The organism is Curtobacterium sp. NPDC086286 (assembly GCF_044746255.1).
Lineage (GTDB): Bacteria > Actinomycetota > Actinomycetes > Actinomycetales > Microbacteriaceae > Curtobacterium.
Map to the genome: position 1 here is coordinate 7,403 of NZ_JBIVBW010000014.1, position 26,669 is coordinate 34,071.

The 26,669-nt window shown below is 71.7% G+C and carries 26 protein-coding genes; 20 read left to right on the forward strand and 6 right to left on the reverse strand.

The window, feature by feature from the left end; genetic code table 11:
• Window positions 1-176: 176 nt before the first annotated feature.
• The 3 genes from lipA to ACIPKM_RS18360 all read right to left on the reverse strand — a co-directional run bounded on the left by lipA (window position 177) and on the right by ACIPKM_RS18360 (window position 2,461).
• Window positions 177-1,160 carry a lipoyl synthase gene (gene lipA / locus ACIPKM_RS18350; protein ID WP_083413783.1) on the reverse strand — a complete coding sequence of 328 codons (984 nt, stop codon included), beginning with the start codon at window positions 1,158-1,160 and terminating at the stop codon, window positions 177-179.
• On the reverse strand, window positions 1,157-1,864 hold the full coding sequence (gene lipB / locus ACIPKM_RS18355) for a lipoyl(octanoyl) transferase LipB (RefSeq protein WP_402737291.1): 708 nt from the start codon (window positions 1,862-1,864) through the stop codon (window positions 1,157-1,159). Before lipB ends, lipA begins: the two co-directional genes overlap by 4 nt.
• A 63-nt stretch (window positions 1,865-1,927) precedes the next feature.
• Window positions 1,928-2,461 (reverse strand): hypothetical protein, encoded by a 534-nt coding sequence (locus ACIPKM_RS18360; protein ID WP_402737292.1) that lies wholly within the window; start codon window positions 2,459-2,461, stop codon window positions 1,928-1,930.
• Window positions 2,462-2,520: 59 nt separating this feature from the next.
• Here ACIPKM_RS18360 and ACIPKM_RS18365 point away from each other — a divergent pair, with 59 nt between their 5' ends.
• Together ACIPKM_RS18365 and ffh are read left to right on the forward strand one after the other, a co-directional pair.
• Entirely contained in the window at window positions 2,521-3,228 is a 708-nt protein-coding gene (locus tag ACIPKM_RS18365) for a hypothetical protein (RefSeq protein WP_402737293.1), read from the forward strand.
• A gap of 44 nt (window positions 3,229-3,272) precedes the next feature.
• On the forward strand, window positions 3,273-4,823 hold the full coding sequence (gene ffh, locus ACIPKM_RS18370) for a signal recognition particle protein (protein WP_022905829.1): 1,551 nt from the start codon (window positions 3,273-3,275) through the stop codon (window positions 4,821-4,823).
• 91 nt (window positions 4,824-4,914) lie between these two features.
• Here ffh and ACIPKM_RS18375 read toward each other — a convergent pair whose 3' ends face one another.
• Window positions 4,915-6,054, reverse strand: coding sequence for a glutamate--cysteine ligase (locus ACIPKM_RS18375; protein WP_217637395.1), 1,140 nt, complete (start codon window positions 6,052-6,054; stop codon window positions 4,915-4,917).
• Window positions 6,055-6,172: 118 nt separating this feature from the next.
• Here ACIPKM_RS18375 and aroA point away from each other — a divergent pair, with 118 nt between their 5' ends.
• From aroA to trmD, 8 genes are all read left to right on the forward strand, one after another.
• Window positions 6,173-9,325 (forward strand): 3-phosphoshikimate 1-carboxyvinyltransferase, encoded by a 3,153-nt coding sequence (gene aroA, locus ACIPKM_RS18380; protein ID WP_402737294.1) that lies wholly within the window; start codon window positions 6,173-6,175, stop codon window positions 9,323-9,325.
• Between the two features lie 3 nt (window positions 9,326-9,328).
• Window positions 9,329-10,498, forward strand: a complete 1,170-nt coding sequence (locus ACIPKM_RS18385) for an acyl-CoA dehydrogenase family protein (protein WP_071302165.1) — start codon at window positions 9,329-9,331, stop codon at window positions 10,496-10,498.
• A gap of 78 nt (window positions 10,499-10,576) precedes the next feature.
• Window positions 10,577-11,431 (forward strand): SDR family oxidoreductase, encoded by an 855-nt coding sequence (locus ACIPKM_RS18390; protein ID WP_402737295.1) that lies wholly within the window; start codon window positions 10,577-10,579, stop codon window positions 11,429-11,431.
• 4 nt (window positions 11,432-11,435) lie between these two features.
• Window positions 11,436-13,568, forward strand: a complete 2,133-nt coding sequence (locus ACIPKM_RS18395) for an FAD-dependent oxidoreductase (RefSeq protein WP_402737296.1) — start codon at window positions 11,436-11,438, stop codon at window positions 13,566-13,568.
• Window positions 13,569-13,735: 167 nt separating this feature from the next.
• Window positions 13,736-14,152, forward strand: coding sequence for a 30S ribosomal protein S16 (rpsP, locus tag ACIPKM_RS18400; protein WP_070416404.1), 417 nt, complete (start codon window positions 13,736-13,738; stop codon window positions 14,150-14,152).
• Window positions 14,153-14,156: 4 nt separating this feature from the next.
• Window positions 14,157-14,393, forward strand: coding sequence for an RNA-binding protein (locus ACIPKM_RS18405; protein ID WP_022902329.1), 237 nt, complete (start codon window positions 14,157-14,159; stop codon window positions 14,391-14,393).
• A 19-nt stretch (window positions 14,394-14,412) separates the two neighbouring features.
• Window positions 14,413-14,958: a ribosome maturation factor RimM gene (rimM, locus tag ACIPKM_RS18410; RefSeq protein ID WP_022905821.1), complete on the forward strand. Its 546-nt coding sequence runs from the start codon at window positions 14,413-14,415 to the stop codon at window positions 14,956-14,958.
• Window positions 14,959-14,963: 5 nt separating this feature from the next.
• Window positions 14,964-15,656: a tRNA (guanosine(37)-N1)-methyltransferase TrmD gene (gene trmD, locus ACIPKM_RS18415; RefSeq protein ID WP_070416402.1), complete on the forward strand. Its 693-nt coding sequence runs from the start codon at window positions 14,964-14,966 to the stop codon at window positions 15,654-15,656.
• Window positions 15,657-15,970: 314 nt separating this feature from the next.
• Here the strand turns inward: trmD and map are convergent, their stop codons facing one another.
• Complete coding sequence (gene map, locus ACIPKM_RS18420) at window positions 15,971-16,762, reverse strand: type I methionyl aminopeptidase (RefSeq protein ID WP_402737297.1); 792 nt, start codon at window positions 16,760-16,762, stop codon at window positions 15,971-15,973.
• Window positions 16,763-16,928: 166 nt separating this feature from the next.
• On the opposite strand from map, the gene rplS reads away from it, so the two are divergent.
• The 9 genes from rplS (at window position 16,929) to ACIPKM_RS18465 (ending at window position 24,145) form a co-directional block, all read left to right on the forward strand.
• Window positions 16,929-17,285, forward strand: a complete 357-nt coding sequence (gene rplS, locus ACIPKM_RS18425) for a 50S ribosomal protein L19 (RefSeq protein WP_022905818.1) — start codon at window positions 16,929-16,931, stop codon at window positions 17,283-17,285.
• Window positions 17,286-17,427: 142 nt separating this feature from the next.
• Window positions 17,428-18,174 (forward strand): signal peptidase I, encoded by a 747-nt coding sequence (gene lepB, locus ACIPKM_RS18430; RefSeq protein ID WP_070416400.1) that lies wholly within the window; start codon window positions 17,428-17,430, stop codon window positions 18,172-18,174.
• A complete protein-coding gene (locus ACIPKM_RS18435; protein WP_309888869.1) occupies window positions 18,171-18,878 on the forward strand; it encodes a ribonuclease HII in 708 nt (235 codons plus the stop codon). Before lepB ends, ACIPKM_RS18435 begins: the two co-directional genes overlap by 4 nt.
• Before the next feature lie 125 nt (window positions 18,879-19,003).
• On the forward strand, window positions 19,004-19,327 hold the full coding sequence (locus tag ACIPKM_RS18440) for a DUF2469 family protein (RefSeq protein ID WP_070419101.1): 324 nt from the start codon (window positions 19,004-19,006) through the stop codon (window positions 19,325-19,327).
• A 109-nt stretch (window positions 19,328-19,436) separates the two neighbouring features.
• Window positions 19,437-19,784 (forward strand): Lsr2 family protein, encoded by a 348-nt coding sequence (locus ACIPKM_RS18445; RefSeq protein WP_070416398.1) that lies wholly within the window; start codon window positions 19,437-19,439, stop codon window positions 19,782-19,784.
• 153 nt (window positions 19,785-19,937) lie between these two features.
• On the forward strand, window positions 19,938-20,306 hold the full coding sequence (locus ACIPKM_RS18450; RefSeq protein ID WP_402737298.1) for a YraN family protein: 369 nt from the start codon (window positions 19,938-19,940) through the stop codon (window positions 20,304-20,306).
• The gene (locus ACIPKM_RS18455; RefSeq protein WP_402737299.1) at window positions 20,303-21,829 is read left to right on the forward strand and encodes a YifB family Mg chelatase-like AAA ATPase; all 1,527 of its coding nucleotides are present in this window, start codon (window positions 20,303-20,305) and stop codon (window positions 21,827-21,829) included. Before ACIPKM_RS18450 ends, ACIPKM_RS18455 begins: the two co-directional genes overlap by 4 nt.
• Window positions 21,826-23,019 (forward strand): DNA-processing protein DprA, encoded by a 1,194-nt coding sequence (gene dprA / locus ACIPKM_RS18460; protein ID WP_402737300.1) that lies wholly within the window; start codon window positions 21,826-21,828, stop codon window positions 23,017-23,019. The genes ACIPKM_RS18455 and dprA overlap by 4 nt, the downstream gene beginning before the upstream one ends.
• Window positions 23,020-23,044: 25 nt before the next feature.
• Entirely contained in the window at window positions 23,045-24,145 is a 1,101-nt protein-coding gene (locus ACIPKM_RS18465; RefSeq protein ID WP_402737301.1) for a tyrosine recombinase XerC, read from the forward strand.
• A gap of 6 nt (window positions 24,146-24,151) precedes the next feature.
• On the opposite strand, the gene ACIPKM_RS18470 is transcribed toward ACIPKM_RS18465, so the two are convergent.
• Complete coding sequence (locus tag ACIPKM_RS18470) at window positions 24,152-24,733, reverse strand: M23 family metallopeptidase (RefSeq protein WP_402737302.1); 582 nt, start codon at window positions 24,731-24,733, stop codon at window positions 24,152-24,154.
• 329 nt (window positions 24,734-25,062) lie between these two features.
• Between ACIPKM_RS18470 and ACIPKM_RS18475 the strand changes: the two genes are divergently transcribed.
• Window positions 25,063-26,505 carry a sugar porter family MFS transporter gene (locus ACIPKM_RS18475; protein ID WP_402737303.1) on the forward strand — a complete coding sequence of 481 codons (1,443 nt, stop codon included), beginning with the start codon at window positions 25,063-25,065 and terminating at the stop codon, window positions 26,503-26,505.
• Window positions 26,506-26,669: the final 164 nt, after the last annotated feature.

Here is a 26,669-nt window from a genome sequence, read left to right on the forward strand (position 1 = left end):
CCCGGGGGGGGGCCGCCCCCCTGGAGCACACCGGGGGGGGCGCCCGGGGCGCGCGCACGCCGCCCGTGTGGGGGTGGGGGGGGCGGGGGGGGCCCCCCGGGGGGGGGGGGCGGCCGGGGGGGGGGGGGCCCGGGGGCCCCCCCGCCTCCCGTCCGTCGTCCGTCCGGTCCCACCGCTCAGACGGCCTGGCGACCCGGCGTCGCGTCGAGCAGGTGCGACAGGTGCTCCGGCACCGTGCCGCCGCGGGCGACCGTGGCACGCGCCCAGAGGCGCCCGGCCCGGTAGGACGACCGGACCAGCGGCCCGGCGAGGACCCCGGCGAAGCCCATCTCCTCGGCGACCTCGCGCAGGGCGACGAACTCCTCGGGTGCGACCCACCGCGCGACCGGCAGGTGCCGCGGCGACGGGCGGAGGTACTGCGTCAGCGTGATGATGTCCGTGCCGGCGTCGTACAACCGCTGCAGGGCGTCCTCGATCTCGATGCGCTCTTCGCCCATGCCGAGGATCAGGTTCGACTTCGTGACGAGCCCCGCGTCGCGTCCCTGTGTGATGACGTCGAGGGAGCGCTCGAAGGTGAACGCCGGGCGGATGCGCTTGAAGATGCGCGGCACGGTCTCGACGTTGTGGGCGAAGACCTCGGGGCGGGCGTCGAACACCTGTCCGAGCTGGTCCGGGCGGCCGTTGAAGTCGGGCACGAGGATCTCGACACCGGTGCCGGGGGAGTGCTCGTGGATCTGGCGGATCGTCTCCGCGTAGAGCCAGGCGCCGCCGTCGGGCAGGTCGTCGCGGGCGACGCCGGTGACCGTGGCGTACTTCAGGCCCATCTCGGCGACGGAGTCCGCGACCCGGCGGGGCTCGTCGCGGTCGAGCGGCTCGGGCTTGCCGGTGTCGATCTGGCAGAAGTCGCAGCGGCGCGTGCACTGCGAGCCGCCGATGAGGAAGGTGGCCTCGCGGTCCTCCCAGCACTCGAAGATGTTCGGGCAGCCGGCCTCCTGGCAGACGGTGTGCAGCTGCTTGCTCCGCACGAGGCCGGACAGCTCGCGGAACTCCGGGCCCTGGGTGGCGCGGGTCTTGATCCACGCCGGCTTGGTCTCGATCGGGGTCTCGGCGTTGCGGGCCTCGACGCGGAGCATCCGGCGGCCTTCAGGGGCGAGGGTCATACGAGGGTCTCCTGTCGTGCGGACGTGGTGGCGGGCGTGCCCGCGGCGCTGCTGATCCGGTGTCCGGAGTGCATGCCCCGCTCGGCGGCGCGGAGGCGGTCGAGCACCACGGGGACGATCTCGTCGACCGTCACGGTGCGACCGGCTGCGCGGCTGAGGGTCGTCACCCCCGCGTCGCTGATCCCGCACGGCACGATCGCGGCGTAGGCGTCGAGGCTGTTCGTGCAGTTGATCGCGAGGCCGTGGCTCGTCACCCCCTCGGCGACGTGCAGGCCGATCGCGCCGACCTTGGCGTGCGGGGCACCGGCCGGGCCGGGGACCCAGGCGCCGCTGCGTCCCGGGACCCGCTCGGCGAGCACACCCACGGCGGCCGCCGCCTCGACGATGACCTGCTCGAGGTCCCGCACCCAGGCGACGACGTCGAGTGGCTCGGCCAGCCGGACGATCGGGTACGCGACGAGTTGCCCCGGTCCGTGCCAGGTGATCCGCCCGCCGCGGTCGACGTCGACCACGGGGGAGCCGTCCGTCGGCAGGTCGGACGGTTCGGTGCGGCGCCCGGCGGTGTACACGGACGGGTGCTCGCACAGGACGACGGCCCCGGGAGAGCGGCCGGCGACGACGTCGGCGTGGAGGGCCCGCTGCAGTGCGAGTCCCTCGGCGTGGTCCAGCAACCCGGACGGGCGCACGATGTCGAGTTCCGGCATGCGCGCCAGGCTACGACAGTTTCTGTACTCCGTCCAACAACGACGTCGAGGGGTGTTCGAAGCTCACGGCACGCGGACGTCCTGCCACGTTGCCGTGCGGAGCTCCTCCTCGTACAGCGCACGAGCCCGTGACAGGTGGCGTCGTTCGACCGCGAAGACGTGCACCGCGATGCCCGCCCACAGCACCCCGGGGAAGAGCGCGAGCACGACGTCCTGCCAGTCGGTCGCACCGGCCAGTTGCGAGACGGCCGGTGCGAGGAACAGGACGGCCAGGACCGCGGAGAGCCACGCGAACCAGCTGGTCCGGTCCACGAAGTGCGCGAGCCACCGGACCCGCCGTCGGGTGGGGACGCCGACCGGCTCCGGACCCCCTCGAACCCACTCCCGCAGTGCCCGCTGGATCGCGTACCCGCCGATGGTGGCCCAGGCGACGACGACGAGGACGGTCACGAGCACCCCCGCGCCGATGCCGACGGCCACGACGGTCGACACCGGGATCGCGAACCGTGACGCGAACACGGCGGCGGCGAACCCGCAGAGCAGTGCGACGGCAGCGGCACGGGCCCAGCCGCCGAGGTCGATCTCCCGGAGGTGCATGCGTCGGACAGTAGTCCGGGGCTTGACCTGAAGCGCGGTTGAGGGTGTCGGGTGGGGCCATGCACATCCGCCAGGTCCAGCTTGCCACCCGCTCCCTCGACGACACCGTCCGCTTCTACGAGCGACTCGGGTGCGCCGTGCTCGCCGACGACGACTCGGTCCGGGTCACCGTCGGGTCGTCGCAGCTCGTCTTCCGCGTGCTCGACGGGATGACCGGGGCGCACCACCTCGCGTTCACGATCCCGACCGGGACGTTCGCGGACGCGAAGCGCCGGGTGGCCGAGGTCGCGACGGTACTCGGGGCGGACGGTGTCGACGAGTTCGAGGGGCCGGCGGGCTGGGACTCGCGGTCGGTGTACTTCGAGGGGCCCGACCGGCAGCTGCTCGAGCTCATCGAGCGACGGGAGCTCCCCGACGCCGTGCCGGCCGCCGGGCGGGCCGCGCCGGCCGACGGACAGGCCGCGCCGGCCGACGGGCACCGCGCGCCGCTCGCCCCGCTGCTCGTGTCGGTCAGTGAGGTCGGCATCGCCGTCCCGGACGTCCCCGGGGCGGTCGAGGCCCTCCGCCAGCACGGACTCGACCCCTACGCCGACCCGCCCGGGCCCGACTTCGCCCCCGTCGGCGACGTCGACGGGCTGCTCATCCTGGTGTCGTCCGGTCGGCAGTGGTTCCCGACCCTCGACCGAGTCCCGTCGTCGGCTCCGGTGGTGGTCGATCTCGGGCTCGGCACGACGGTGGAACTCGCCGAGGGCGTCCTCCTGCGGTGAACGGGCGAGAGCGTCCGGGCGGGGCCTTGTAGAATCGACGGATCATGGCGCAATTCGGTTCACTCTCCGATCGGCTGACCGAGACCTTCCGCAACCTGCGGAGCAAGGGTCGGCTGACTCCGTCCGACGTCGACGGCACCGTCCGCGAGATCCGGCGGGCGCTCCTCGACGCCGACGTCGCGCTCGAGGTCGTCAAGGCGTTCACCGCAGCCGTCCGCGAGCGGGCCCTCTCCGACGAGGTCAACCGCGCGCTCAACCCGGCGCAGCAGGTCGTCCAGATCGTCAACGAGGAACTCGTCGGCATCCTCGGCGGCCAGCAGCGGCGTCTCGAGTTCGCGAAGCGGCCCCCGACGGTCATCATGCTCGCGGGCCTCCAGGGCGCCGGCAAGACCACGCTCGCCGGCAAGCTCGGCAAGTGGCTCAAGAAGGACGGCCACACGCCGATGCTCGTCGCGGCGGACCTCCAGCGTCCGAACGCCGTGCAGCAGCTGCAGGTCGTCGGCGAACAGGCCGGCGTGCACGTCTTCGCGCCGGAGCCCGGCAACGGCGTCGGCGACCCGGTCAAGGTCGCGAAGAACGCCATCAAGGCCGCGGTCGACCAGCAGTACGACACCGTCATCGTGGACACCGCCGGTCGTCTCGGCGTCGACGCCGAGCTCATGAAGCAGGCCGCGAACATCCGCAAGGCCGTCGACCCCGACGAGGTCCTCTTCGTCATCGACGCGATGATCGGTCAGGACGCGGTCAACACCGCCCGCGCCTTCCAGGAAGGCGTCGACTTCACCGGCGTCGTCCTCTCGAAGCTCGACGGCGACGCCCGCGGCGGTGCGGCCCTGTCGGTCGCCAGCGTGACCGGCCGTCCGATCATGTTCGCCTCCACGGGCGAGGGGCTCGACGACTTCGAGCCGTTCCACCCGGACCGCATGGCGAGCCGCATCCTCGACCTCGGCGACATCCTCTCCCTCATCGAGCAGGCGCAGGGTGCCTTCGACGAGGAAGAAGCGCGCAAGGTCGCCGAGAAGATCGCGAGCGACTCGTTCACGCTCAACGACTTCCTCGAGCAGATGCAGCAGCTCCGCAAGGCCGGCTCGATCAAGGGCATGCTCGGCATGCTCCCCGGCGCCAAGGGCATGCGCGAGGCGCTCGACAACTTCGACGAGCGCGAGATCGTCCGCACCGAGGCGATCATCCAGTCGATGACCCCGCAGGAGCGCGAGCTGCCGAAGCTCCTCAACGGCTCCCGCCGCCTCCGCATCGCCAAGGGTGCCGGCTCCACAGTGACCGAGGTCAACGCCCTCGTGAACCGGTTCGAGCAGGCCGCGAAGATGATGAAGACCGTCGCCCGCGGTGGCGTCCCGCAGATGCCCGGCATGGGGCCGATCCCCGGCATGCACGGCGGCAAGAAGCAGCAGCAGGGCGGCAAGAAGAAGTCCAAGGTCGGCAACCCGGCGAAGCGTGCGGCGCTCGCCGCGGGTGCGGCCGCGGCGCCGCAGCAGGCGCCGAAGGGGTCCGGTCTCGGGCTCGGCGGCGGCAAGGGCGGCAAGGCGCCGACCGAGGAAGAGCTCGCGTCGCTGCAGAAGTTCCTGGGTCGCTGACGCGGCTCGCGATCGCACTCCCGCACGTCCCCCAGGACTGGAGGCGCGGTGCCGGCCGGCACCGCGCCTCCCGTCCGTCGGACGGTGACGGTCAGAGCGAGTCGCGCAGCTCGGTGACCAGGTGCCGGACGACGGCGCGCAGGTCTCCGCCGTTCTCCTGCGCGACCTGCAACTGCCGCTGGTAGGAGGCGCCGTCCGCGATCATCGTGTCGAGGTGGTGCAGCTCTTGCTGACACCCGAGACGGTCCGCCACCGGGTCGAGCCGCTGCACGAGGTCGTGCACCTCGTCGGTCACGAGCCGCTCGTCGCCGGCCGCGTTCGTGATGATCTCGGCCTCCATGCCGTACCGGGCCGCGCGCCACTTGTTCTCGCGGACGAACCAGGGCTGCATGGTCGGCAGGGTCTCGCCGGCGTCGAGCCGGTCGGACATCTCGGTGACGAGGCACTGGACGAGCGCGGTCACGGCCCCGACCTCGTGCAGGGTCGAGATGCCGTCGGAGACGCGGTTCTCGAGGGTGCCCCAGCCGGGCGACGGGCGGATGTCCCAACGGAGGTCCTTGACGCCCTCGATGACGCCGGTGCGGGTGAGGTCGTCGACGACCTCCTCGAAGTTCGCCCACGCGCCGAGTGCCGGCGGCAGGCCACCGGTCGGCAGCTGCTGGAACATCAGCGCGCGGTTCGAGGCGTACCCGGTGTCGGTGCCGGCCCAGAACGGGCTCGAGGCGGTGAAGGCCTGCAGGTGCGGCACGTACGCGAGCATCGCGCCGAGGATCGGCAGCGCCTTGTCGCGGTCGTCGATGCCGACGTGGACATGCACGCCCCAGATGAGCATCTGACGGCCCCACCACCGGGTGCGGTCGATGAGGGTCGTGTAGTGCTCGCTGTCCGGTGTGATCTCCTGCTGGTCCCACACGGCGAAGGGGTGGGTGCCGGCGCACATGACCTGCGCGTCGAGGGGTTCGGCGGCGTCGACGACCTCGCCGATGATGCCGGACAGCTCGCTCGTGGCACCGCTCACCCGCGAGTGGACGCCGGTGACGACCTCGACCGTGTTCGTCAGGAGCTCCTCGGTCACCCGGTCGTGGTCGCCGAGCCGCTGCTGCACCGCCTGGATCACGGCGGGGGCACGCGGGGTCAGGTCGCCGGTGTCCCGGTCGACCAGGGGGAGCTCCCACTCGACGCCGATGGTCGACGGGCGGGACTCGGTGAAACGGATGTCCATGCTGTACATCCTGCCCGGCTCCTTGTCGGACACGCACAAGGAACCGCACTCCCGGTCGTGCGGATCCGATTCACAGACGATCCACACCGGGCGTACCGTAGTAACGCTCAACAGGGAAGAGGTAGGCATGCAGCTGGTCGTGCGCGGGACGAACGCACCGCTCGTCGGAGAACTCGACATCCCGGTCTCGAAGTACCACGCGCACCGCGCGCTGGTGCTCGCGTCGCTGGCGAAGGGGACGAGCATCGTCTCCGGCATCAGTGCGACCCGGCAGGTCGAGTGGACCGTGGGCACGCTCCGCGCCCTCGGCGTCGACGTCAAGCGTCGCGGGAACGAGTACCACGTCACCGGCCTCGGCGGTCGGTACGAGGCCACCGACGTCGTCGACCACGGCTCCCGGGGCGCCGACGGGCTCCTCAACATGGGCTCCTCGGGCACCACGCTCTACTTCATGACGGGGCTCGCGTCGCTGGCGGACAAGCCGATGACCCTCTCGGGCATGAAGTACTTCCAGCGCCGCCCGATCAAGGCCCTGCTCACCTCGCTCACCCAGATGGGCATCGAGCTCGAGGCCACGAACGACTGCCCGCCGGTGACCGTGCAGCCGAAGCGTCCGCGCGGCGGCGACGTCCAGATCGCCGGCACCCTGTCGCAGTGGATCTCCGGCCTGCTCCTCGTCGCGCCCTTCGCGGAGGAGGAGACCCGGATCCACATCACCGGCGGACGGCTCAACGAGCAGCCGTACGTCGAGCTGACCGTGCGCATGATGCGCCAGTTCGGCCTCACGGTCGAGGTGTCCGACGACTGGCTCGAGTACCGGATCCCGGCGAACCAGCAGGCCACCCCGCACGACTACGTGATCCCGCCGGACATCGGCTCGGCCGCGTTCGGCATCGCTGCGGCCGGCATCCGCGAGTCGAACGTGCTGCTCCGCGGCATGACGGCGTTCACCACCGCCCAGACCGACCACCCGGAGAGCGAGTTCCTCGACCTCGCCACGGCGATGGGCGTCCCGATGCGGATCGACGAGGAGACCGGCTTCGTGCGCATCGAGCACGACGGCTCCCCGCTGCGCCCCCTCGACATCGACTGCCAGCCGATCCCGGACCTGCTGCCGATCCTGTCCACGATGGCGACCTTCGCCGAGGGCACGACCCGGCTCTGGAACGTCGCGCACATCCGGTTGAAGGAGTCCGACCGCGTCGCGGCGATGCTCCAGCTCAACCGACTGGGCGGCCGCGCCGAGCAGGGCGCCGACGAGCTGCGCGTCACCGGTGTCCGTCCGGGTGACCTGCACGGGTCGCCGATGTCCTCGTTCAACGACCACCGCGTGCTCATGTCCCTGGCCGTCGCCGCGTCGAAGGCCGACGGCGTCTCCGCCCTCACCTACCCGCGCGCCTACCGGATCTCGTACCCGACCTTCCTCGAGGCGATGAACTCGGTCGGCCTCGACATGGAGGTCGGCGACGGCGCCGAGGCGCAGATCGCCCGCGACGACCGGATCGACGCCGCCGAGGCCGCTGCGGAGAGCACGGACCTGGGGGATGAGCAGGAGACGGTGACGAGCGCGCTGCCCGAGCTCGCCGGCGTCGACGCCGACCCGCTCGTCCTCAGCGAGAAGGTCCGCGCACTCTCCCAGCAGGACCCGGACGGCCTCGCCGTGATCGAGGTCGGCGGCCCCGAGCCGGTGAACACGACGTGGCGCGAGCTGCAGGACGAGGCCGACAAGGTCTCCGCCCTGCTCCTCGAGCTCGGTGTCCGCACGGGCGAGTCCGTGGCGATGCAGCTGCCGAACTGGCGCGAGTTCGTCTCGATCACCCTCGGTGCGATCCAGATCGGTGCCGTCGCGACGCCGATCATGCCCGTGTTCGGTCCCCGCGAGACCACGATGACGCTGGCCCGGTCCCGCGCCCGCGTGGTCTTCCTGCCGAACGTCTTCCGGAAGCGTCGCCCGGCGCTCGAACTGCTCGAGGTCATCGACGAGGCGAAGGCCCAGAAGCGCCGCCTGTCGGTCGAGCACGTGGTCGTGCTCCGCTCCGAGGCACGCGGGCAGGCGGACAGCCCGACGAACCAGCCGCCGCTGCCCGCCGACGCCGCCGACCGCGTCGCCGCGAGCGAGTGGAACTGGCGCTACTTCGACACCGCGCTCGACTCGGTCCAGGTGGACGTGGACCAGATCCTGTCCCACGCGCCCGGCCCGGACGACGTCTGCCAGCTGCTCTTCACCTCCGGCACCACCGGCGAGCCGAAGGGCGTGCAGCACCCGCACCGGACGCTCGGCCTGGCGACCGCGATGCACGTCGCGCAGTCCGGCCTGACGAGCGAGGACCGGATCTACATCCCGTCGCCGCTCGCCCACCAGACCGGGTTCCTGTACGGCATGCTCCTGGCCTTCCGGCTCGGCGCACCGCAGGTCATCCAGCCCGTGTGGGACGGCACCGTCGCGCTCGAGCAGGCGTTCGGCGCCGCGAAGGCCACGTTCGTGCAGTGCGCGACGCCGTTCCTGACCGACCTCGTCGACCTCGTCGAGGCCGGGGCCGGACAGCCCGAGTCCCTCCGGATCTTCGTGCCGACGGGCGCCGCGGTGCCCCGTGCCCTGGCCCAGCGTGCCGCGACGGTCCTCGGCACCGCGATCCTCGGCGCGTTCGGTACGAGCGAGACCTGCCTCGGGGCGCTCTCCAGCCCGACCGACGACCCGGCGGACGCCTACGGCCACGACGGTCGCGCGCTGCCCGGCATCCGGATCCGCATCGTCGACGACGAGGGGCACGAGCTGCCGGCGGACACCGAGGGCAACTTCGAGCTGCACTCGCCGACGATGTTCGACGGGTACCTCGACCGGCAGGACCTCACGGACGACGTCTTCACCGAGGACGGCTGGTACAAGACCGGCGACCTCGCGAAGGTGGACGCCAAGGGCTTCCTGTCCATCACCGGCCGCGTCAAGGACGTCATCAACCGCGGTGGCGAGAAGATCCCGGTCGTCGAGATCGAGAACCTGCTCTACCAGCACCCGCTCGTCACCGACGTGGCGATCGTCGCGATGCCGGACGCCCGCCTCGGGGAGCGCGCCTGCGCGTTCGTCGTGCCCGCGGCCGGTGCGGAGCAGCTCGACTTCGCCGCGATGCAGCGCGCGCTCGACAAGGCCGGCGTGAGCAAGTACTACTGGCCTGAGCGTCTCGAGTACATCGCCGAGCTGCCGCGCAACGCGGTGGGCAAGGTCCAGAAGAACGTCCTGCGCGAGCAGGCAGCCGCGCTCGTCGCGACGAAGGAGAACTGACAGATGACGATGGTCATGGAGCCGCAGACCGAGGCCGCCTTCCAGGAGCTCAAGGCCGAGGTGACCGAGTGGGTCCGCGGTCGCGGCGAGGAGTGGGCGGAGGAGATCGAGCGCACCGGACAGGTCGCGCCCGAGCTGTTCCAGGAGCTCAAGGACAAGGGGTGGCTGTCGCTCGCCGCCCCGGCCGAGCTCGGCGGACGGGGCATCCCGTTCTCGCGCTACCTCGAGATCATGGAGATCGTGTCGCGCTCGCACGCGTCGATCCGCATGCTCGTGCACGTCATCAACGGCACCTGGCGCGCCATGCAGCCGTACGCGACGCCGGAGCAGCTCGACGAGGTCGTGAAGCCGAGCGTCGCCGGTGACAAGCTCGTCGCGTTCACGCTGACCGAGGCGACCGCGGGCACGGGTGCCGACATCCGCACGACCGTCCGCCGCGAGGGCGACACCTACGTGATGAACGGCGAGAAGCACCTCATCACGTTCGGCGTCAAGGCCGACTACTGGCTCATCGCCGCGCGCCTCGAGGGCACCACGGGCCAGGACGGCACCGTCGCGTTCCTCATGCCGAACTCCGGCCTGCCCGGCGCCGAGGTGATCGACGACTCCGACACCATGGGCATCCGTGGCACCGACCACGCGATCCTCCGCTTCACCGAGACCCCGATCCCGGCCTCCGCCCGCCTGGGCGAGGAGGGCCAGGGCCTCGAGGTCGCACTCGGCGGCTTCCTGCTGCCGAGCCGCGTGTCCGTCGCGATGAGCGCCGTCGGCCTCGCCGAGCGTGCGAACGAGCTCGCCGTCGAGTACGCGAACAAGCGCGAGACGTTCGGCAAGAAGCTCTCCAGCCGGCAGGCGATCCAGTTCTACGTCGCGGAGAACTACGCCGACATCGCCGCCGCGCGCGCCCTCGTCCTCGAGGCGGCCCGCGCCTACGAAGAGGGCCGTCCGGACGCCGGCACGCTGTCCAGCGCCTCGAAGATGGTCGCCGTCGACATGCTCGCCCGCGTCACCGACAAGGCACTGCAGGTGCACGGCGGCCAGGGCTACTGGAAGCGCAACGCCATCGAGCGCGTCTACCGCGACGCGCGCGCGCAGCGCTTCGAGGAGGGCACCAACGAGATCCAGAAGCTGGTCGTCGGCCGCGCCGTCGTGACCGGCCAGGCCGGGTTCTGACCCGCAACCACTCCATGGCCTGGAGGCGCGGTGCGGGTCCGCACCGCGCCTCCAGGCCCTGACAACGCAAGGAACACATTGGCTGCAACCACTGCTCCCATCGCCCTCATCACGGGTGCCTCCCGCGGCATCGGCCGCCTGCTCGCGCAGAAGCTCGGCCAGCGCGGCGTCACCGTCGTCGTGACGTACAAGGGCAACGCCGACCTGGCCGAGGAGTCGCTCGCCGACGTCAAGGCCGCGGGCGGCGACGGGATCACGGCGCAGGTCGACATCGAGCAGCCCGAGTCGATCGACGCGCTGTTCGACCTCGTCCGCGACACGTACGGGCGTCTGGACTACTTCGTCGCGAACGCCGCCGCGAGCGCCTTCAAGCCCGTCGCGGACCTCAAGCTGCACCACCTCGACCGCAGCTACGCCACGAACGCCCGCTCGTTCGTCCTCGGTGCGCAGCGTGCCGCGCAGCTCATGGACAAGGGCGGCCGCATCGTGGTGGTCACCTCGTACGGGTCGCTCCGCGCGTTCCCGACGTACGCCGCGCTCGGTGCCGCGAAGGCCATGAGCGAGTCGTACATGAAGTACATGGCGGTCGAGTTCGGGCCCCGTCAGATCACCGTGAACGCGGTCAACGGCGGGCTCATCGACACCGACTCGCTCGAGTACTTCTACACGAAGGTGCCCGGTCAGGCGCCGATCGACACCGTGTTCGAGAAGCTGCCGCTGCAGCGTCCCGGCACCGCCGACGACATGGCCGACGCGGTGGACTTCCTGCTCTCCGACAAGGCCGGCTACATCACGGGCCAGGTGCTGTCGGTCGACGGCGGCCTGACCGTGATCGCCCCGCCGTTCTGGGCGGACACGACGTCCCCGCTGCGCGACGCGGTCCTGCCGCCGGCCGACGCTGCTGCCGACTCGGCTGCCGACACGGCAGAGTAGGCGCATGAGCACCGTCGCCATGCCCGACCTCGCCGTCGTCTCCTCGCCGTGGACGCTCGGCCCACTGACCCTGTCGAACCGGGTGGTCATGGGGTCGATGCACACCGGGCTCGAGGTGCACGACGACGGCGGGGCCGGCATGGCGGCGTTCTACCGTGAGCGCGCCGCGGGCGGTGCCGCGTGCATCATCACCGGCGGCATCGCGGTGAGCGACGAGGCCCGGGGTGGTCCGGACTTCGCCGTGTTCGGCGTCGGGGGAGCGGACGAGCGGTTCCGTACCGCGGTCGACGCCGTGCACGACGCCGGTTCGGTGATCCTCGCGCAGCTCTTCCACGCCGGGCGGTACGCGCTCGCGTCGGGGATGGTCGACCGGCACGGGGAACCCCAGCGCGTGGTGGCCCCGTCCGCGTTGCCGTGGGCGGCTGCCCGTGGCGTGGTGCCGGTCGAGCTGACCGCCGCCGAGATCGAGCAGACCATCGAGGACTTCGCGGACGCCGCCCGGTCCGCGCGGGACATCGGCTTCGACGGCGTCGAGATCATGGCGTCCGAGGGCTACCTCATCAACCAGTTCCAGTCGCCGCTGACGAACCTGCGCGACGACGAGTGGGGCGGGGACGCGGTCCGGCGTCGTCGGTTCACGGTGGCGGTCGTCGACGCCGTCCGCAGGGCGGTACCGGACCTCGCCGTGACGATCCGGCTCTCCGGCGCCGACCTGATGCCCGGCTCGTCGACCGACGACGACGTCGACGCGCTCGTGCACGAGCTGCTGCCCCTCGGCCTCGACGGGATCTCGGTCGGCATCGGCTGGCACGAGTCCCGCACGCCGACCGTGCAGGCCGCAGTGCCGCACGGCGCGTGGCTCGCGTACGCCGCCCGCATCGCCGGCGTCGTCCGCGCTTCGGCGTACCCGGACGTGAAGGTCATCGCGTCGAACCGGATGACGGACCTGCGCGACGGTGAGGCCGTGCTGGCCGACGGGCTCCTGGACGCGGTCGCCCTCGCGCGCCCGTTCCTCGCCGACCCCGCGATCGTGAACCGGTCGCTCGCCGGCGCCTTCGACCTCGTCAACACCTGCATCGGCTGCAACCAGGCCTGCCTCGACCGCTCGATCGTCGGCCAGCCCGTGTCGTGCCTGGTCAACCCGCGCGCGGCCCGCGAGGTCGCCTTCCCCGCCCGTCCGACGACCGACCCGAAGCGCGTCGATGTCGTCGGAGGTGGCCCGGCCGGGCTCGCCGCCGCGGTCGACGCCGCTCGTCGCGGCCACACCGTGACCCTCTGGGAGGCGTCCGACCGGCTGGGCGGACAGTTCGACCTCGCCGCGCTGGTGCCGGGCAAGGAGGACTACGCGGCGACGGTCCGCGCCGCCCGCGCCGAGCTCGAGGACCGCGGCGCGACGATCCACCTCGGTCGGGCCGCCACGGCCGCGGACCTCACCGCGAGCGAGGCCGTGGTGCTCGCCCCCGGTGTCGTGCCCCGGACGATCGACGTCCCCGGTGCCGACCTGCCGCACGTCCGGTCCTACGAGCGGGCGCTCCGCGAGGGCGTCCCCGCCGGGACCGTCGCGATCATCGGCGGCGGTGGGATCGGCGTCGACACGGCGGCGTTCCTCGTCGAGTCGCCCGACGAGGCCCGGCGTGCCACCGAGTTCGGCGTCCGCTGGGACCTCGACGTCGCGGACACCGTCGTGGGGGACGTGCCGCAGCGGCTCCCCGTGGCGACCCGCACGCTCCGACCCGGCGGCGACGTCACCGTCCTCCGTCGCTCGGGCAAGTTCGGGCAGGGCATCGGCATCACCTCCCGCTGGGTGGCGATCGGCCGGCTCCGGGACGCCGGCGTGCGCCTGGTCGGCGGCGTGCAGGAGTACCTCCGCATCGAGCCCGGTGTGCTCTGGATCCGCGACGAGCACGGCGAGGAACGCGGCGTCCCCGCGGACAACGTGGTGGTCTGCGCCGGGCAGGAGCGGGCGCTCGGAACGGATGCCGAGGCGGGCGCAGGGCCGTCCGACGGACTCGAGCCGGGCCTCCTGGCAGCCGGTGTGCCGTACGCCGTCGTGGGCGGCGCACGCGACGCCCGGAGCGTCGACGCAGTGCGTGCCACGTCCGAAGCGCTCGAAGCGGTTCGACGACTCGCACCCTGACGGCGCGTCCCGACTCGCTTCTCGCTCGGAAACCTGCAAGAATGAACGGTCGAATCGTGTCCGCTCGACCCTCTATCCAGCGGATCACGGTCTCATCGAGCTTCCACCGTGTGTGCCCCCACGCCCGCGGTCCGGTTCAACCACAACAACACGCAACAGGAGCATTTGTGGCTGTCAAGATCCGTCTCAAGCGTCTCGGTAAGATCCGGGCGCCGTACTACCGCATCGTCGTCGCCGACTCGCGCACCAAGCGCGACGGTCGCGTCATCGAGGAGATCGGTCAGTACCACCCGACCGAGGAGCCCTCGGTCATCAAGATCGAGTCCGAGCGTGCGCTCTACTGGCTCGGCGTCGGCGCGCAGCCGACCGAGCAGGTCGCGGCCCTCCTCAAGCTGACCGGCGACTGGGCCAAGTTCAAGGGCGAGAAGGACACCGAGTCCAAGGTCAAGGTCGCCGAGCCCAAGCAGGCGTTCGTCGTGGACTCCTCCAAGAAGGCCGTCCTCAAGCCGAAGTCGGAGAAGACGGCCCCCGCCGCCGCTCCGGCCGAGTCGGCCGACGAGACCGCAGAGACGACCGAGGCGTAATTCCTTGCTCGAATCCGCGCTGACGCACCTCGTCAAGGGGATCGTCGATCACCCGGACGACGTGCGCGTCGCCAGTTCCACCTCCGCGCGGGGCGAGGTCCTCGAGGTGCGTGTGCACCCCGAGGACCTCGGCCGCGTGATCGGTCGCGCCGGACGGACCGCAAAGGCGCTGCGCACCCTCGTCTCGGCTCTCGCCGACGGCAAGCGGGTGCGTGTCGACGTGGTCGACACCGATTCCTAGGGAGACGACCCAGCTCCGTGTGGGTCGCATCACGAAGGCGCACGGGCTCAAGGGCGGCATCAAGCTCGAGCTCTACACCGACGACCCGGATCGTCGGTTCACGCCCGGAGCCGTGTTCACGCTCCAGGTCCCGGACGACTCGCCCTGGGCCGGCAAGACCATCGCGCTCGACGAGCTCCGCTGGTACAACGGCCACCCGGTCGCCTTCTTCGAGGGCATCGGGGACCGCACCGCAGCCGAGACGCTCGCGCGGGCGATCCTCTGGGTCGAGCAGGACGCCGACGCCGAGACCGGTGAGGACGACGCCTGGTACGACCACCAGCTGGTCGGGCTGACGGTCCTCCGCGACGGCGTCGAGGTCGGTACCGTCGCGCGGGTCGACCACCTGCCGGCGCAGGACCTCCTCGCCATCGACACCCCGTCGCGGGGCGAGGTCCTCGTGCCGTTCGTCTCGGCGATCGTGCCCGCGGTGGACATCGCCGCCGGCACCGTCACCGTGACGCCGCCGACGGGCCTGTTCGAGGACCCCGAGGACACGTCCCGACCCGAGACCGTGACGGACTAGCGCGCGTGCGCATCGACATCGTCACGATCTTCCCGGAGTTCTTCTCCGTGCTGGACGTCTCGCTGCTCGGCAAGGCCCGCTCCGGCGGCCTGCTCGACCTGCACGTGCACGACCTCCGCTCGTGGACGACCGACCGGCACCGCACCGTCGACGACACCCCGTACGGCGGGGGAGCGGGCATGGTCATGAAGCCCGAACCGTGGGCGCTGGCGCTCGAGTCGCTGTTCCGGCCCGACGGCTCGTCGACCCTGGTGGTCCCGACGCCCGCCGGCACGCCGTTCACGCAGTCGATCGCGCGCTCGCTCGCGTCGACGTCGGACCACCTCGTGTTCGCCTGCGGGCGGTACGAGGGGATCGACGCCCGGGTCTTCGAGTGGGCCGCGGCGCACGCCACGGTCGTCGAGCTCTCGCTGGGCGACTACGTGCTGAACGGCGGCGAGGTCGCTGCGATGGCGATGATCGAGGCCGTCGGGCGACTCGTGCCCGGAGTCGTCGGCAACCCCGAGTCCCTCGTCGAGGAGTCCCACGAAGACGGGCTGCTCGAGTACCCCTCGTACACGAAGCCCGCGTCCTGGCGTGGCTTCGACGTGCCGGACGTGCTGCTCAGTGGGCACCACGCCCGCGTCGGTGCGTGGCGGCACGAGCAGCAGGTGGAGCGGACGCGGCGCGTCCGGCCGGATCTGCTGCCGGACGCGTAGCGCGCGGCTGGCGCTGCGTGCGGCTGCCGCTGTGCGCGGCTGCGCGCGGGCGGCTGCGCGCGGGCGGCTGCGCGCGGGCGGCTGCGCGCGGGCGGTCGGACGCGCGCTCCGCGGAAGCGACAGCAGTGCGCCACCTGCTGGCGGGCGTCTGTCGCTCTCGCGGCACGGACCGCGCCGCACGGGTGCGACCTGTCGCTTTCGCGGCTTCGGCGCCGGCCGCGCACTGCGAGACAGGAGGCGCGGGAGCGGCCCGCACCGCGCCTCCCGGCCCTGATGTGACCACCTGGGCTCGGTGCGCCGCCGGCTGCGGACCGTCAGGCGGTCGCGTCGGCGCGCTGAGCGCGACGCAGGGTGAGGACCTCGGGACCGGCGTCGGTCACGGCGACCGTGTGCTCGACGTGCGCGGCGCGCGAGCCGTCGACGCTCTTGAGCGTCCAGCCGTCGTCGTCCTGGAACAGGTCGGCGGTGCCCTGCATGAGCCACGGCTCGATCGCCACGACCAGCCCCTTCTGGAGCTTGAGACCGCGCCCGGGCCGGCCGTCGTTCGGGACGTGCGGGTCGCCGTGCATCGTCCTGCCGACGCCGTGCCCGCCGAACTGCAGGTTCACGTCGTAGCCGGCGTCCTTCGCGACGCGACCGATCGCGTACGAGACGTCGCCGAGCTTGTTGCCCGTACGGAACTGGGCGATACCCGCGGTGAGCGCGCGCTCGACGGTGTCGATCAGGCGCTGGTCGTCCTCGCGCGGGGTGCCGACCTGCACCGTGACGGCGGAGTCCGCGACCCAGCCGTCGACGCTCGCGGCGAAGTCGAGGCTCACGAGGTCGCCGTCGACGAGCACACGGTCGTACGGCAGGCCGTGGAGCGCCGCGTCGTTGACCGAGGTGCAGAGGTGCTTGCCGAACGGCGACTTGCCGAACGAGGGGTGGTAGTCGACGTAGCAGCTCACCGCGCCGCGGTCGGCGATCATCCGTGCGGCCACCCGGTCGAGGTCGAGCAGGTTCACGCCGACGTCGACGGTGTCGAGCAGTTCGTCGAGGACGTCGGCCACGAACCGACCGGCGGCGCGCAGGCCGTCCAGCTCGGCGGGGGTGCGGAGTTCGATCATGGGACCATCCTCGCGCGTTTTGCGGACGTGGGTTGCTGTGGCAAGATGGGTAGCCGTGCCCTGGCTGGACTCTGCCACGGGGGAGTCGCCGACACCGGGCACACACCTTCACTTACCGAATTCGATCCGCGGCGACCCGTGTGCGTCCGCAGAGAGTGACCCAATCATGAGCCAGCTCCTCGACCACGTCGACGCAGCGTCGCTGCGCACCGACGTCCCGGACTTCCGCCCCGGCGACACCATCAAGGTGCACGTCAACATCATCGAAGGCACGCGCTCGCGTGTCCAGGTGTTCCAGGGCGTCGTCATCGGACGCCAGGGTCACGGCCTCGGCGAGACCTTCAAGGTCCGCAAGGTGAGCTTCCAGGTCGGCGTCGAGCGCTGGTTCCCGGTGCACTCGCCGATCATCGACCACATCGAGATCGTCACCAAGGGTGACGTCCGTCGTGCGAAGCTCTACTACCTCCGCGAACTCCGCGGCAAGGCTGCCCGTCGCAAGATCAAGGAGAAGCGCGACTCCTGATCGCCTTCACAGTGAGCGTCCGCGAGCCGGACGCCGCTGTCGGCCCCTCGTCCATGTACGGTTGTGCATCGACGGGGGGCTTTCCGTTTTTCGTGGACTCCTGCGGTCCGCGACGGGATCCTGTGGTTGAACGAGAGCGGAAATGACGGACACGACTGACGAAACCGGGCGCCGGCCCCGTGTCGAGAAGAAGCGGAACGGTGTCCTCACCTTCCTCCGCGACCTCGTCATCATCTTCATCGCGGCGTTGCTCGTCTCGTTCCTCGTCAAGACCTTCCTGATCCGGTCGTTCTACATCCCGTCGGCGTCGATGGAGAACACGCTGCAGATCAACGACCGGGTGATCGTCAACGAGCTCGTGCCCGACGTGGTGTCCCTGAAGCGCGGCGACGTCGTCGTCTTCAAGGACCCGGGCGGGTGGCTCACCGGGTCCGAGGTGCCGAGCGTGACGCCGACGACCCAGCCGGCGAAGGCCATCGACTGGCTCCTCACCCAGGTCGGCCTCGGCACCGGCGACAGCGACGACCACCTCATCAAGCGCGTCATCGGCCTGCCCGGCGACAAGGTGTCCTGCTGCAACGACCTCGGGCAGATGTCCGTGAACGGCGTGCCGATCAAGGAGCCGTACCTCAAGCTGCCCACGGGGGAGACCCGCGCCTCGGGGACCGACTTCTCGGTGACCGTGCCGAAGGGCACCATCTGGGTGATGGGCGACAACCGCTACGACTCGAAGGACTCGCGGTACAACGGCGACACCCCGTCGAAGGGGTTCGTGCCGCTGTCCGACGTGACCGGCCGTGCCTTCGTCATCTCGTGGCCGTCGAGCCGGTGGACCTGGCTGGACGACCACCCCGAGGTGTTCGCGGGCGTGGAGGAGCGGGAGAAGTGACCGCCGTCCGGCCGTCGCTCCGGCTCGAGAAGAAGCTCCTGGCCGATGGCCGGGTGACCGTCATCGGGATGGACGAGGTCGGTCGCGGCGCGATCGCCGGGCCCGTCGCCGTCGGGGTCGCTGCCGTGACGCTCGACATCGGCCGCGTGCCCCAGGGGCTCGCCGACTCGAAGCTGCTCACCGCCGCTCGTCGCGAGGCCCTCGACCCCGTCGTCCGCCGGTGGACCCGGACCGCGGTGGGGATGGCGTCCGCCTCGGTGGTCGACGAGCAGGGCATCGTGCCGGCGCTCGGGCAGGCCGGTGCGTCGGCGATCGGGGCCCTCGTGGCGGATGGCCTCTCGCTCGACGGGGCCGTGGTCGTGCTCGACGGCTCGTTCGACTGGCTCACCCGTGCCGTCCCCGTGACGCTCCGGCTGCCGTCCGACCCGCTCGAGGTCGTGGTGCGGGTCAAGGCCGACCGGGACTGCGCCTCGGTCGCTGCGGCCTCGGTCGTGGCGAAGGTCGCTCGTGACGCGCTGATGACGGCTGCGCACGACGAGGCGCCGCACTACGCGTGGGCGTCGAACAAGGGGTACGGGTCGACAGCGCACTACGACGCGATCCGGTCGGTGGGGGCGCACGCGCTGCACCGGAAGAGCTGGTTGCACCAGGCGTCGAGCGTGGCGCTGGACGGGTTCGCCGAGTTGGACGCGCTGGCGGGCTGAGCGCGTTCGGTCGCGCGTCGGGCTGCGGGTCGGTCGCGCGTTGTCGTGTGGGTCCGTCGCGCGTTGTGGTGTGGGTCGGTCGCGGTGTGTCGTCGGTGCTCCCGTCGCCGTAGACTGTGGGCGCGATGGATGACGACGAATTCGACGACTACGACCGCGAGGTCGAACTGGCCCTGTACCGCGAGTACCGCGACGTCGTGTCGCAGTTCCGGTACGTGGTCGAGACCGAGCGACGTTTCTACCTGGCCAACGAGGTGGAACTCGCCCGCCGTGACACCGAACACGATTTCTACTTCGAATTGACGATGAACGACGTCTGGGTGTGGGACGTCTACCGTTCCGACCGATTCGTGAAGTCCGTCCGGGTGCTGACGTTCAAGGACGTGAACGTCGAGGAACTCACTTCCCGCGAACTCGAGCTGCCGAAAGAACTCGCGCTCGACGAGTGATCTTCACTTCTTTTCGGCGAATCTGAGAATCGCCGAGACAATTGTGCCGGAATGCATTCCGCCCGCTAATGTGAAGGGGATTTCCCGTCCCCTGCACAAGGAGCACGCCATGGCACAGAAGGTCACCGTTCAACTCGTCGACGATCTCGACGACACGCCCATCACCGCCGGCTCGGGTCGGACCGTCGAATTCGCCTTCGACGGATCGTCGTACGAGATCGACCTGACCGACGACAACGTCGACAAGTTCCGTGAGGCGATCTCCGACTACGTCGCCGCTGCGCGCAAGGTCTCCGGCCGCCGTTCCGGTGGGACTGCTCCGAAGGCGGCGCCGAAGCGCGGCAACTCGGAAGAGCTCGCCAAGATCCGTGAATGGGCGAAGGAGAACGGGTACGAGGTCTCGACCCGCGGGCGTATCTCCACCCAGGTGCAGGAAGCGTACGCAGCCGCACACTGAGTGCCCCTGCTGCAGGACCCCGGACGGCTTCGGCCGACCGGGGTCCTTCCTTGTCCTCCACAAGTCGTCGTCCGCCGGTTCCCGTCCACAAATCGTCGAGGTGCGACTTGATGGCGCTTCGATTCCCGGGATCGTCGTGGCGGAGGCAACGACATGGAACGAACACCGCTGCGGAACAGCAATCTCGGACGATTCGGCGAAGAACAGGCCGCGGAATGGCTCGAACGCCACGGGTTCCGCGTCGTCGAACGCAATTGGCGATGCGCCCGCGGGGAGATCGACATCGTCGCGTGGCAGTCCTGCACGCTGTGCTTCATCGAGGTGAAGACCCGGTCGGGGAACGCGACCGGCCATCCGTTCGAGGCGATCACGGCCTCGAAGGTCACACGACTGCGCCGCCTCGTGCCGGCCTGGTTCGCGGACCATCCCGAGGTGTCGGCGCGGATGATCCGCATCGATGCCGTCGCCGTGCACGTCGACGGTGACCGCGTCGGGGTCGAGCACGTGGCGGGTGTGCTGTGACGACGGACATCGGGCGCGCGTCGGCGATAGCGCTCGTCGGGGTCCAGGGTCGTGTGATCGAGGTCGAGGCACACCTCACGAGCCAGCTGCCCGGCTTCAGCATCATCGGTCTGCCGGACGCGGCCCTGGGCGAAGCGCGTGAGCGGGTCCGGTCAGCCAGCGCCGTCGCCGGCTGTCCGCTCCCGGCGCGGCGGATCACCGTGAACCTCACCCCGGCGTCGATCCCGAAGCGTGGTTCCGGGTTCGACCTCGCCATCGCCATGGCGGTCCTCGGGGCCGAGGGCATCGCGCCGCAGGTCTCCCGCGACGTCGCGTACATCGGCGAGCTCGGACTCGACGGGCGGGTCCGGCCCGTGCCCGGGGTCATCCCGATGGTGATCGCCGCGCGGGACGCCGGCATCCACACGGTCGTCGTGCCGTTCGGCAACGTCGAGGAAGCCCGGATCGTGCCGGGCGTCGAGGTGATCGGCACACCGTCGCTCCGGGCGAGCGCGATCACCGCCGGTGCGCTCCTGCCGCCGATCGAGACCGACCCCGTCCTGCAGCCCGCCGTGGCAGAGGTCCGTCCGGACGTGCACGACCTCGCTGACGTGATCGGCAACGCCGTCGGCGTCCGGGCGGTCATCGCGGCCGCGGCCGGAGGACACCACGTGTTCCTGCTCGGCCCGCCCGGTGCCGGCAAGACGATGCTCGCCGAGCGGCTGCCGGGGCTCCTGCCGGACCTCGACCCCGAGGCGGCGCTCGAGGTCGCGGCCGTCCGCTCCGTCAGCGGGCTCGGCAACCAGTCGTGGAGCGTGCGACCGCCGTGGGAAGCGCCGCACCACTCGTCGTCGGCGATGGCCCTGATCGGCGGGGGCTCGGGGCTCCTCCGCCCCGGGGCCGTGTCGCGGGCCACGCGCGGGGTGCTCTTCCTCGACGAGGCGACCGAGTTCCCCCGAGCGGTCCTCGACGCACTCCGCCAGCCGCTCGAGTCCGGTCGGATCACGATCCACCGCAGCGTCGGCAGTGCTGAGTTCCCCGCACGGTGCCAGGTCGTGCTCGCGGCGAACCCCTGCCCGTGCGGCAACGCGGGGACCCGGGGTGGCCCACTGTGCTCCTGCAGCCCGAGCACGGTGCGGAAGTACCTCGGCCGTCTCTCCGGACCGCTCCTCGACCGGATCGACATCCGCGTGGCGGTGCCCCGGGTGACGACGGGCACGATCCGCTCGGCGGAGGGCACCGCGCCCACCACGGCCGAGGCGGCAGCGCGTGTGGCCGCCGCCCGACGTCGGATGGCCGATCGGCTGCACGGCACCGGCTGGGCCTGCAACGCCGAGGTCACCGGGCCGTGGCTCCGGTCGGAAGGTCGGGCAGAGCCGGGCGCGACGGCACCACTCGACCGGGCACTCGACTTCGGCACGCTGACGATGCGGGGGTGGGACCGGGTCATGCGGTTGGCGTGGACGATGGCCGACCTCGACGACGTCGAGCGTCCGGGCTCCGCCGAGGTCCGGCGCGCGCTGACGCTGCGGAGCGCGCTGTGAACGCGCCGTCCGGCGAGGACACCCTCGCCCGGGTCGTCTGGAGCGTCCTCGCCGAACCGGGCGACGCCGTCGCGGGAGAACTCGCCGCGGCGCTCGGACCGGCCGAGTCCCTCGCGCTGGTCCGTCGTGCGGCCGCGGGCGGCGCGAGCGAACTCCTCGAGCAGGTCGCTGCGGACGCATCGTTCGCCGACGGCCCCGACCGGGTCCGCGCGGCGCTCGAGTCGGCGTTCGACCGGTGGCGACCGCGCCTCGGGGGAGCGGACGACCGCGCCGTCGCGGCCATGGCGTCCGCCACCGCGGTCGGCGCGCGCCTCCTCGTCCCGGGCACGCCTGAGTGGCCGAGCGGGTTGGAGGACCTCGGGCCGCACGCGCCGTTCGTGTTGTGGAGTCGTTCGGAGCTGGACGACCCGGTCGGCGCAGCCGGCTGCCGCGGGGCGCTCGCGATCGTCGGGTGCCGGGCGAACACCGTCGCCGGGGCCGAGGCAACGGCGGAGATCGCCTCCGTCGCGGCGGACGACGGCGTCGAGATCGTGTCCGGCGGCGCGTACGGCATCGACGCCGTGGCCCATCGGGTCGCCGTCGCCGCGGGGACCCCCACGACGGCGGTGCTCGCCGGCGGTGTCGACCAGTTCTACCCGGCGGGCAACCACGACCTGCTGCGCAACGTGCTCGGACGGGGCCGGGTGCTGTCCGAGTCGCCACCGGGGACCCGGCCGACGCGGTGGCGCTTCCTGCACCGCAACCGGCTGATCGCTGCTCTGTCCGGGGCGACGGTGGTCGTCGAGGCCGCTGCTCGGTCGGGGGCGCTCAACACCGCCCACCACGCGCTGCACCTCGGTCGTCCGGTGTTCGCCGTGCCCGGTCCCTTCGCGTCGGCCGCCTCGGTCGGGTGCCACCGGTTGATCGCCGACGGCAACGCGCAGATCGTCGTCCAGCCCCGCGACCCGGTCGCAGCGGCGTCCGCGGTCGTCGTCCACGACGCGCCGCCGGTGGCGGAGGTCCTCGTCCTCGGGACCCGGTCGGATCCGCACGTCACGCGGGCGCTCGACGCACTCGACCGGCGGCCGCTCCCGGTGGAGGAGATCGCCCGTCGCAGCGGGCTCTCCGTCGACGACACGGCGGACGCCCTCGCCCTGGCGCAGCTCGAGGGGCTGGTGGTGGCACTGGCCGAGGGATGGTGCCGTCGATGACGGACGTCGGACCTACGCTGGGCGGGTGACGGAACGCACCGGGGAACGGCTCGCAGTGGCGGTGGACGCGTTCCTCGCGCACGCCCGCCACGGCCGCGGACTCAGCGAGCAGACCGTCCGCGCCTACGCCAACGACCTCGAACAGCTCGTCGCGTTCGCCACCGCCCGCGGAGTCGATCGGCTGTCGGACCTCGGCCTCGAGCTGCTGCGCGACTGGCTGTGGGACGCCGACCACCGGGGCCTGGCTCGGTCCACCATCGCTCGCCGGTCGTCGTCGGTCCGTGCGTTCACCCGGTGGGCGAGCGAGTCCGGGTGGATCGCGTCCGACCCGGGCGTGCGGCTCCGGGCGCCGAAGGGGGCGTCGCACCTCCCGCGCGTGGTGTCGTCCGACCAGGTCCGGACGATGCTCGACGGATTGGCCGCTCGGGCTGCGACCGACGATCCCGGCGCGCTGCGCGACCTCGCGGTCGTGGAACTCCTGTACGCGGCGGGGATCCGGGTGAGCGAACTCGTCGGCATCGACGTGCGGGACCTCGACCGGGGCCGGCTTACCGTCCGGGTGCTCGGCAAGGGCGGGAAGGAGCGCGTCGTGCCGTTCGGGGTGCCCGCACGCGATGCGCTCGAGGCGTGGCTCGACCGTGGTCGCCCGGCGTTGCTCGCCAGCGCGCAGGCGGGCGACGGCCGCGCGGCGGGTGACGGCCGCGCGGTGGGCGACGGCCGCGCGGTGGGTGACGGCCGCGCGGTGGGTGACGGCCGCGCGGTGGGTGACGGCCGCGCGGTGGGCGACGGCCGCGCGGTGGGCGACGGCCGCGCGGTGGGCGACGCTGCCCGGAACGCCGCGCCGGCTGCGGACGCGCTGTTCATCGGAGACCGCGGTGGTCGGCTCGGCGTCCGTGGCGCGTACCGGATCGTCGCTCGGCTCCTGCAGGACCTGCCGGGCGAGGGCCCGAGCGGTCCGCACACCTTCCGGCACACGGCGGCGACGCACCTGCTCGACGGGGGAGCGGACCTCCGTGCCGTGCAGGAGCTGCTCGGGCACGCCAGCCTCGGGACGACCCAGATCTACACGCACGTCTCCTCCGCACGGCTGCGCGAGGTCTACCGCACGGCCCACCCCCGCGCCTGACCGGACTCACCCCGTCCAGGCGGCCTCGGGCAGCAGCACCGGCCACGCCGCCGCGGGCAGGTACGGCGTCGGATCGACGTACCGGTCGTCGAGCCGTGCGCCCAGGTGCAGGCACGGGTCCGCTGCCGGACAGTGACCGACCGACACCGCGCCCACCGCGTCACCCTGCGCCACGGTGTCGCCCGTCGCGACCCTGGGTGCGACGGAGTCCACCGTGCTCCGGAGCCCGCCGCCGTGGTCGATCGTCACGACCCCGCGTCCGGCGACCTGCCCGGCGAACGTCACCGTCCCGTCGTCGACGGCCACCACCGCGGTCTCGAGCGGTGCCGCGACGTCGACCCCGCGGTGGCCCGCTGCGTAGTCGTCCGCCGGGGCCTCCCACGGCCGGCCGACCACCCGGCTGCCGGTCGGCCACACCCACGGTGCCTCCGCCGTCGCAGGCGTCGGGCGGTCACGGGCGACGTCGTTCCGGACCGGCGATGACGTGGCGATGGGTGACCCGGTCGCACGGGAGTCGATCCCGTGCTGCAGTGGGCACAGGAGCAGCAGGAACGCGACGACGACTGGACCCGGGTGACGGAACGACATCCGCCCAGCATCGCGTTGCGTGGCGCCGATCGCGCCGAAGGCGACCCGTCCTGTGGACGGTGACCCGCGCCTCCTGGACCGTGGAGGGGAAGCGGGAGCGATCCGGACGAGCAATGCGACACTCCACCAGCGGTTCGACGCGCGGAATGTCGAAAGACTCGTGGATCCCACCGCCCACCCGCCGCCCGCGCGCCCGGTTGGCCCCCGCGCCCGATCCGGGAGTACAGTCGGGGCCGCTCCGGAACACGCAACGCCGCTCGGACGGCGAACCAGCCGACCGCCGGGGCACCGTGCAGCATCCCGCACGGCGGCGGGAAACCTGGAGCATCGTGTCGAACGCGACAACGCAGCACGGCGAAGACCGTGCCTTCAAGGGGAAGGTCACGCTGTTCGCCATCGCGGCAGCGGTCGGCGGCTTCCTCTTCGGATTCGACTCGTCCGTCATCAACGGTGCGGTCGAGGCAATCAAGGGCGAGTTCGGCCTGTCCGAGGCCGCGAGCGGCTTCGCCGTGGCCTCGGCGCTCATCGGCTGCGCGTTCGGCGCCTACTTCGCCGGCCGCCTCGCGGACCGCTGGGGTCGCACGCGCGTCATGTTCTGGGCCGCCGTCCTGTTCTTCGTGAGCTCGATCGGCAGCGCGTTCGCGTTCGCCACCTGGGACCTCGTGATCTGGCGCCTCGTCGGCGGTCTGGGCATCGGCACCGCGTCGGTCATCGCGCCGGCGTACATCTCCGAGGTCTCGCCGAAGGCCATCCGCGGTCGCCTGGCCTCGTTCCAGCAGCTCGCGATCACGCTCGGTATCTTCGCCGCGCTCCTGTCCGACCAGCTCTTCGCGGTGACCGCCGGCGGCGCCTCGGAGCAGGTGCTCGGCCTCGCCGCGTGGCGCTGGATGTTCCTGGTCGGCGTGATCCCCTCGATCGTGTACGGCGTCCTCGCCATCACGCTCCCCGAATCGCCGCGCTTCCTCCTCGCCAAGGGCAGGACGGACGACGCGCGCGAGGTGATGGGCAAGATCGTGCCGCGCGACACGGTGAACACCAGCCTCGAGGAGATCCAGGACGGCATCAAGAAGGAGGCCAGCGAGAAGAAGGGCTCCATCCGGGGCAACCGCTTCGGGCTCCAGCCGATCGTCTGGGTCGGCATCATCCTCGCGGTGCTGCAGCAGTTCGTCGGCATCAACGTGATCTTCTACTACTCGACGACGCTCTGGCAGGCGGTCGGCTTCAAGGAGGACCAGTCCTTCCTCATCTCGACCATCACCTCGGTCGTGAACGTCGCCGTCACCTTCATCGCGATCTTCACGGTGGACAAGCTCGGCCGGAAGCCGCTGCTCATCGCGGGTTCGACGGGCATGTTCGTGTCGCTGCTCATGGTCGCGATCGCGTTCTCGCAGGCGACGATCGTGAACGGCGAACCGAACCTCCCCGGTGCGTGGGGCGTCATCGCGCTGATCTTCGCGAACCTCTTCGTCGTGTCGTTCGGCGCAACCTGGGGTCCGCTCATGTGGGTCCTGCTCGGTGAGATGTTCCCGAACCGCATCCGTGCGACGGCACTCGGCATCGGGTCCGCGGCGAACTGGATCGCGAACTTCCTCGTCACCATCACGTTCCCCGTCCTGTCCGGCTTCAACCTGACCGTGACCTACGGCATCTACGCGCTGTTCGCCCTGCTCTCCCTCTTCTTCGTCATCGCGAAGATCCCGGAGACCAAGGGCCGCTCCCTCGAGGAGATGGGCATCACGGCCGAGGGCGACACGGTCGACGCCAAGGCCTGACGCGCCAGCGTCACCACCGTCCAGGAGGCGGGGGGGGGGGGGGCCCCCCCCCCCCCCCCCCGGGGGGGCCCCCCCGGGACGAGCCCGTTAACCACAGGCGGGCCGGGCCCCGTCAGTACGGGGGACCCACCCCCCCCCCCCCCCGGGCCCCCCCCCACCCGCGC

Excerpts from the sequence above, each read along its gene's own strand:
- ACIPKM_RS18360 (WP_402737292.1), bottom strand. The coding sequence starts at position 2,461 with ATGCACCTCCGGGAGATCGACCTCGGCGGCTGGGCCCGTGCCGCTGCC.
- ACIPKM_RS18365 (WP_402737293.1), top strand. The coding sequence starts at position 2,521 with ATGCACATCCGCCAGGTCCAGCTTGCCACCCGCTCCCTCGACGACACC.
- rplS (WP_022905818.1), top strand. The coding sequence starts at position 16,929 with ATGAGCCAGCTCCTCGACCACGTCGACGCAGCGTCGCTGCGCACCGAC.
- ACIPKM_RS18470 (WP_402737302.1), bottom strand. The coding sequence starts at position 24,733 with ATGTCGTTCCGTCACCCGGGTCCAGTCGTCGTCGCGTTCCTGCTGCTC.
- lipA (WP_083413783.1), bottom strand. The coding sequence starts at position 1,160 with ATGACCCTCGCCCCTGAAGGCCGCCGGATGCTCCGCGTCGAGGCCCGC.
- ACIPKM_RS18440 (WP_070419101.1), top strand. The coding sequence starts at position 19,004 with ATGGATGACGACGAATTCGACGACTACGACCGCGAGGTCGAACTGGCC.
- map (WP_402737297.1), bottom strand. The coding sequence starts at position 16,762 with ATGATCGAACTCCGCACCCCCGCCGAGCTGGACGGCCTGCGCGCCGCC.
- ACIPKM_RS18395 (WP_402737296.1), top strand. The coding sequence starts at position 11,436 with ATGAGCACCGTCGCCATGCCCGACCTCGCCGTCGTCTCCTCGCCGTGG.
- ACIPKM_RS18450 (WP_402737298.1), top strand. The coding sequence starts at position 19,938 with ATGGAACGAACACCGCTGCGGAACAGCAATCTCGGACGATTCGGCGAA.
- lipB (WP_402737291.1), bottom strand. The coding sequence starts at position 1,864 with ATGCCGGAACTCGACATCGTGCGCCCGTCCGGGTTGCTGGACCACGCC.
- ffh (WP_022905829.1), top strand. The coding sequence starts at position 3,273 with ATGGCGCAATTCGGTTCACTCTCCGATCGGCTGACCGAGACCTTCCGC.
- ACIPKM_RS18445 (WP_070416398.1), top strand. The coding sequence starts at position 19,437 with ATGGCACAGAAGGTCACCGTTCAACTCGTCGACGATCTCGACGACACG.
- ACIPKM_RS18385 (WP_071302165.1), top strand. The coding sequence starts at position 9,329 with ATGACGATGGTCATGGAGCCGCAGACCGAGGCCGCCTTCCAGGAGCTC.
- aroA (WP_402737294.1), top strand. The coding sequence starts at position 6,173 with ATGCAGCTGGTCGTGCGCGGGACGAACGCACCGCTCGTCGGAGAACTC.
- ACIPKM_RS18375 (WP_217637395.1), bottom strand. The coding sequence starts at position 6,054 with ATGTACAGCATGGACATCCGTTTCACCGAGTCCCGCCCGTCGACCATC.
- lepB (WP_070416400.1), top strand. The coding sequence starts at position 17,428 with ATGACGGACACGACTGACGAAACCGGGCGCCGGCCCCGTGTCGAGAAG.